This window comes from Mycolicibacter longobardus (assembly GCF_002102265.1).
Classification (GTDB): Bacteria; Actinomycetota; Actinomycetes; order Mycobacteriales; family Mycobacteriaceae; genus Mycobacterium; species Mycobacterium longobardum.
The window spans coordinates 1-6,816 of the sequence record NZ_LQPG01000013.1; the positions used below are offsets into that span (position 1 = coordinate 1).

1 protein-coding gene is annotated in these 6,816 nt (G+C 76.2%); it reads left to right on the forward strand.

Annotated elements, in window-relative coordinates; genetic code table 11:
- Positions 1–42: 42 nt before the first annotated feature.
- Positions 43–6,555, forward strand: coding sequence for a PE family protein (locus tag AWC16_RS25530; protein WP_207572275.1), 6,513 nt, complete (start codon positions 43–45; stop codon positions 6,553–6,555).
- The last annotated feature ends 261 nt before the right edge of the window (positions 6,556–6,816 follow it).

Here is a 6,816-nt window from a genome sequence, read left to right on the forward strand (position 1 = left end):
GGTGGTGTTGGTGGTGATGGTGGCGTCGGCGGCAACGGTGGCGTGGGTGGCGCCTCGGCGCAGGGCCTCGCCGGTCTTGCCGGTGCTGGTGGCGTCGGCGGCGACGGCGGCGTCGGCGGCAGTGGTGGCAACGGCGGTACCGGTGGCGCCGGCGCCGGCGGTGGCCCGGATGGACAGTTGGCCGCCGGTGCCGGCGGCAAGGGCGGTAACGCCTTGGGTACGGGCGCCGCTGGTGGCGCCGGTGGTGCTGGTGGTCTTGCTGGTGGTGTGGGTGCGCAGGCCGCTTCGGGCGACGCGGGTGCCGACGGTACCGGCGGCAATGGTGGTAACGGCGGTGTCGGTGGCGCCGGCGAGGTGCTGGGTGATGGCACCGTGCAGGCCGGCGGCGTCGGTGGTGCCGGCGGTGACGCCGGCGAGGTCGGTAACGGCGGTAACGGCGGTGCCGGCGGCCAGGGCGCAACCGGCGAGCACGGTGTCATCGATGGCGGTGGCAATGGCACGAACGGTGGAACCGGTGGCGCTGGTGGCGCCGGTGGTACCGGTGGCGCGGGTGGCACCACCTCCGGTGATGGCGGTAACGGTGGCGTCGGCGGCGTAGGTGGTACCGGCGGTTCCGGTGGCAACGGCACCCATGGCGCTAACGGCGACGACGCGGCGGCCGGCAGCGGCGACGACGGCGACGCCGGCGTCAACGGCGGCAACGGTGGCACCGGTGGCAACGGTGGTGTCGGTGGCCAGGGTGGTGCCGGCGGCACCGCCACCGCGGGTAATGCGGGCGTCCAGGGTGACGGCGGTGCCGGCGGTCTCGGCGGCGCGGCCGGTAGCGCCGGTGACGGTGGTGACGGTGGCGCTGGTGCGGGTGGCGGCAACAACGCCACCGCCGGTTCCGGTGGTCAGGGCGGTCAGGGCGGTAACCGCGGCACGGCCGGCGCCGGCGGTGCCGGCGGCTGGAACGCCGACAACACCAGCCAGGCTGCCCAGGGCGCGACCGGCGCCGAGGGCACCGGTGGCAACGGCGGCGCCGGCGGCCGCGGCGGCGACGGCGAGCTGCTCGTCGGTGACATCGCGCAGGCCGGCGGCACGGGCGGTAACGGCGGCGCGGCCGGTAACGACGGTGACGGCGGTGTCGGTGGCGCCGGTGGTCACGGCGCATCGGGAGCCGACGGGATTACCGTCGGGAACGACGGCACCACCGGTGGAACCGGTGCTGTCGGTGGTAACGGTGGTACCGGTGGCGCCGGTGGCGCGAACTCCGGAAACGGCGGCGCGGGCGGCAACGCCGGCAATGGCGGTAACGGTGGCGCCGGTGGCGCGGGAGCAGACGCAGCGGTTGCCGACACCGACGGCGGCAACGGCGGCAACGCGGGTGCAGGTGGCCAGGGTGGTACCGGTGGCCAGGGTGGTGCGGCCAGCAACGGAACCGGGGGTGCCGGCGGTGACGCCGGCAACGGTGGCGATGCCGGTGCCGCGGGCAACGGCGGTGCCGGCCTCGGCGGCGGCGGTGCTGCCGCGGCGGGCGCTGGTGGAGCTGGCGGCGACGGCGCAGAGGGTGGCGCCGCCGGCGGCGCGGGCAACGGCGGTAACGGCAGCGACGGAAATGGTGACCAGGGCGGAGCTGGCACTGTTGGCCTGGGCAGCGACGGTGGTGCCGGCGGCCAGGGCGGCGCTGGCGAGGGCCTGATCAGCGCAACCAACACCGGCCAGGGCGGTGGCGCCGGTGGCGCCGGTGGCGACGGGTCATCGGTCGGCAACGGTGGTGCGGGCGGCGACGGTGGTGCCGGCGCAACGGTCGACGGCATCACCGACATTGACGGCAACGGCACCAACGGCGCCGACGGTGGCCTCGGTGGTAACGGCGGCGCGGGCGGTGCCGGTGGCTCCGTCTCCGGCGACGGTGGTGCGGGTGGTAACGGCGGCGCGGCCGGCCACGGCGGCCACGGCGGCCACGGCGCCGACGGAACCGCTGGCGTTGACGCGGCCTTCGGCAGCGGCGGTGACGGAACCGACGGCGGCGACGCCGGTGACGGTGGTGTCGGCGGTAACGGCGGCGTGGGCGGTAACGGCGGTGCGGGCGGTTCTGCCACCAACGGTGCGACCGGTGCCGAAGGGCTCGGCGGTGTCGGCGGTAACGCCGGCGACGCCGGCAACGCGGGTAACGGCGGCCAGGGCGGCCAGGGCGCCGGCGGCGGCGCGGGTGTCAAGGCCGGTAGCGGCGGTGACGGCGGTAAGGGCGGCGTCCGCGGCGAGGCCGGCGGCAGCGCCGGTGCGGGCGGCTGGAACGCCAGCAACACCGACCAGGCTGCGAGCGGGCAGGCGGGCGCTGAGGCCATCGGCGGCAACGGCGGTGCGGGTGGCGCCGGCGGCACCGGCCTGGTCCAGGGCGACGGCACTCCCCAGGCCGGTGGTGACGGCGGTAACGGTGGAGCGGCCGGTGCGATCGGTACCGGTGGCGCGGGCGGCAACGGCGGTGTCGGCTCGACCGGCCTGGCGGGCGTCGACGGCGTCGTCGATGGAAACGGCGACGGTACCGACGGCACCAACGGTGGCGTCGGTGGCCTGGGCGGCAACGGCGGTAACGGTGGCGCCGGCGGCTACGAATCCGGTAACGCGGGCAACGGTGGCGCCGGCGGCGCCGGTGGTGCCGGCGGTCGCGGTGGTCACGGTGCAGACGGTGCCAGTGCCACCAACGCGGGATTCGGTACCGGCCTCTCCGGTGATGACGGCGGCGACGGCGGTAGCGGCGGAACCGGCGGCCTGGGCGGCAACGGCGGTAACGGTGGCCTGGGCGGCACCGCCACGGCAGGCAACGACGGTTCGGTCGGTGCCGGTGGCGCCGGCGGCCAGGGTGGCGCCGCGGGCAACGCGGGTAACGGCGGCAATGGCGCCAACGGCGCCGGTGGCGGCGCGAACACGGTTGCCGGCGACGGTGGTAACGGCGGCGACGGTGGCGATCGCGGTGGAATCGGATACGGCGGTCAGGGCGGCCTCAGCGGTGACGGCCAGCAGGCCGTCAACGGCGGCAACGGCGGTGCCGCCACCGGCGGTAACGGTGGTGCCGGTGGTCGCGGCGGTAACGGTCTGGTGCTGGCCGGTGGTATTCCCCAGGCCGGCGGCGCGGGCGGCGTCGGCGGCGACGCCGGAACCTACGGCAACGGCGGCGCCGGTGGCGCGGGCGGTTCGGGCAGCATCGGCGGTAACGGCGCGAACGGCACGGCGCTCGGGAACGTCAACGGCACCAGCGGCCAGTCCGGCGGCGACGGCGGCGACGGCGGCGCGGGCGGTGCGGGTGGCTCCATCGCCGGTAACGGTGGTGCGGGCGGTGGCGCCGGCGCGGCGGGCACGGGCGGCAACGGCGGCAACGGGTTCGTGGGCAAGGCGGGCCTCGACGCGGTCGCCGGCACCGGCGGTGTCGGCAGTGACGGTGCCGCAGGTGGTAACGGCGGTCATGGTGGTAACGGCGGTAACGGTGGTAACGGCGGTGCCGGTGGAACCGCGACCAACGGCACCGCGGGCAGCAACGGTTTGGGCTCGGTCGGCGGCCGCGGCGGCAACGCCGGTACCGGTGCCGACGGCGGTCGAGGCGGCCACGGCGCAGGCGGTGGCCCCAACCCGGTGGCTGGCACCGGCGGTAACGGTGGTGCGGGCGGCAACATCGGCGTGGCCGGAACCGGTGGCACGGGCGGCTTGAACGGTGACGGCGTCACGCAGCGGGCAGACGGCGCCGACGGCGCGGCGGCCGCCCACGGCGGTAACGGCGGCGCCGGCGGTAACGGCGGCGCCGCGCAGACCGGCACCGACCAGGTCGGCGGCAAGGGCGGCAACGGCGGGGCCGGCGGCAACGTCGGCAACGGCGGCGCGGGCGGTCATGGCGGTGACGGTGCGTCCGGCGCTGCCGGAGTCACCGGCGGTGACGGCCACGGGACCGACGGCGGTAACGGCACCACGGCCGGCAAGGGCGGCGACGGTGGGGCCGGTGGCTCCATCTCCGGCAACGGTGGTGCCGGCGGTAACGGCGGTAACGGCGGTAACGGCGGCAACGGCGGCAACGGCGCCGCAGGTGCCGGCGGCACCGACGGCGGTAACGGCGGCGCGGCCGGCGACTCCGGTGACGGCGCGGCCGGTGGCCGCGGTGGTGACGCGGCCAACGGTGAGGCGGGCGCTGGCGGTAACGGCGGCAACGCCGGCAACGCGGGCAACGGCGGCAACGGCGGGGCCGGCTCGGGCGGCGGCACCAACACCGTGGCCGGTAACGGCGGCAACGGCGGCCAAGGTGGCGACCGGACCGGCGTCGCCGGACTCGGCGGCCAGGGCGGTGTCGGCCTGAACGGCCCGGCGGCGGACGGCACCGACGGTGCCCTCGGCAGCGGCGGTAACGGCGGTAACGGCGGCGTCGGCGGCACCGGCCTGACGCTCCCCGACGGCTCGTCCCAGCACGGCGGTAACGGCGGCCTGGGCGGCGCGGCCGGAATCATCGGCAACGGTGGTGCCGGCGGTAACGGCGGTAACGGTGCCCTCGGCGCGAACGGCATCATCGATGGCAGCGGCAACGGCACCAACGGCGCCACCGGCGGCAACGCCGGCAACGGCGGCGTGGGCGGTGCCGGTGGCAGCATCCTCGGCAACGGCGGCGCCGGCGGACGCGGTGGCGTCGGCGGTGCGGGCGGCGTCGGTGGTGTCGCCAACGGCGTCGACGGCGCACACGCGACCGCCGGCAGCGGCGGCTTCGGCGAACACGGCACCAATGCGGGCATCAGCGGCAACGGCGGCGCCGGCGGCCACGGCGGTGCGGGCGCCCTGGGCGGCACCGCTACCAACGGAGCCCAAGGCGCGGCAGGCGTCGGCGGCAAGGGTGGCGACGGCGGCGCCGGCGGTGACGCCGGACGCGGCGGCAACGGCGGTAACGGCGCCGGCGGCGGTGTTGGGCTGATCGCGGGTAAGGGCGGCGACGGTGGTACCGGCGGCTTCGCCGGGACCGGTGGTACCGGCGGCCATGGCGGCGCCGGGGCCAACGGGCAGATCGCGGCAAACGGCACCAACGGCGGCGCCGGCAACGCCGCCACCGGTAACGGTGGTAACGGCGGTAACGGCGGCGCCGGTGTGGTGCTCGGCAGCGGTGATGGACAGTCCGGCGGTGCCGGCGGCCAAGGCGGCGCGGCCGGCGCGGTCGGCAACGGCGGTGCAGGCGGTAACGGCGGTGCGGGCGCGGCCGGCACCAACGGCACGACTGTTGGTCCCGACGGCACCGACGGCGGCGACGGCGGAAACGGTGGTGCTGGCGGTTCCGGCGGTGCCGGCGGCTTCACCTCCGGCAACGGCGGCGCGGGCGGCTTCGGCGGTAAGGGCGGTGTCGGCGGTAACGGCGGCAATGCGGCCCACGGCACGGTCGGCGCCAACGCGGCCGCCAACAGCGGCCTCGCGGGCGGCAATGGTGGCGACGCCACCGGGACGGCCGGCAGCGGTGGCGACGGCGGTAGCGGCGGTAGCGGCGGTGCCGGCGGCAGCGCATTCAACGGCAATGCGGGCGCGAGCGGCGCCGGTGGCGTGGGCGCCAACGGTGGCAACGGCGGTAACGCCGGCAACGGTGGCAACGGCGGTAACGGCGGCACCCTGGCCGTCACCGGCGGCCCGGTCGCGGGTGCCGGTGGTAACGGCGGCAACAGCTCCAGCACCGCAGGAACAGGCGGCGCCGGCGGAACCGGCGGCTGGAATGGCAGCAACACCGTCCAGGCGGGTAACGGATCGACTGGCACGACCGGTGCCGCCGGTAACGGCGGTAACGGCGGCAACGGCGCCAACGGCGCCAACGGCAACGCCACGAACCACGCCCAGGCGGGCGGCGCGGGCGGTAAGGGCGGCAGCGCCCTGCTCGACGGCAACGGCGGTAAGGGCGGCAACGGCGGTAACGGCGGTGCCGGTACCACCAACGGCACCACCGGTTCCAACGGTTCCGCCGGCGCCACCGGCGGCGGTGCAGGAAACACCGGCGGCACCGGTGGCAACGGCAAGGACGGTGGGGCCGGCGGTGATGGCGGTGAAGGCGGCGCCAGCGGCACCAACTCCGGCAGCTCCGGTAGCGGCGGTACCGCCGGTAACGGTGGTAACGGCTCGAACGGTGGTAACGGCGGCGCGGGCGGTAAGGGCGGCACGGGCAACAGCTCGACCGGTCCTGCCGGCGGTGTCGGCGGTGACGGCGGTGTCGGCGGTAACGGCGGCAACGGCGGTGCCGGCGGTCAAGGCGGTGCGGCAGGCGCCCAGAACAACGGCACCGGTACGCAGGGCACCAGCGGCACCAACGGCACCAACGGCAACGGCGGTAACGCCGGTGCCGGCGGTAAGGGCGGTACCGGCGGTACCGCCAGCGGCAGCAGCACCAACTTCACGGGTGGCGTGGGCGGTACTGGTGGCCAGGGTGGTACCGGCGGCACCAGCGGTGGCGGCGTGATCGGCACCGATGGCAACCCCGGTACCCCGGGCAACGGCCCGGGTGGCACCGGTAGCAGAACCGGTGGCGCGGGCGGTGCCGGCGGTGCCGCCGGTAAGGGCGGCGTCGGATGATGCCCCGCCGCAGCGGTGCTGAAACCTCGGCGCTGACAACCTCAAGAACTTGATCCGACACAACATCACTGACATGGGTTCGTCGCAGAATAGGGAGTCCCAAATGACTGACAAGCAACACGGCACAGGGCGTCGTGGTACGGCCGGCGTCGGTGGGCGCCGGCGTCGCCGGGCGGCCGCGGCGGGTAGTGCGGTTGGGGCGTTTTTGACGTTTGGGTTGTCGCCGTTGGCTGCGGCGCCTGTTGCGCATGCTGATGGTGA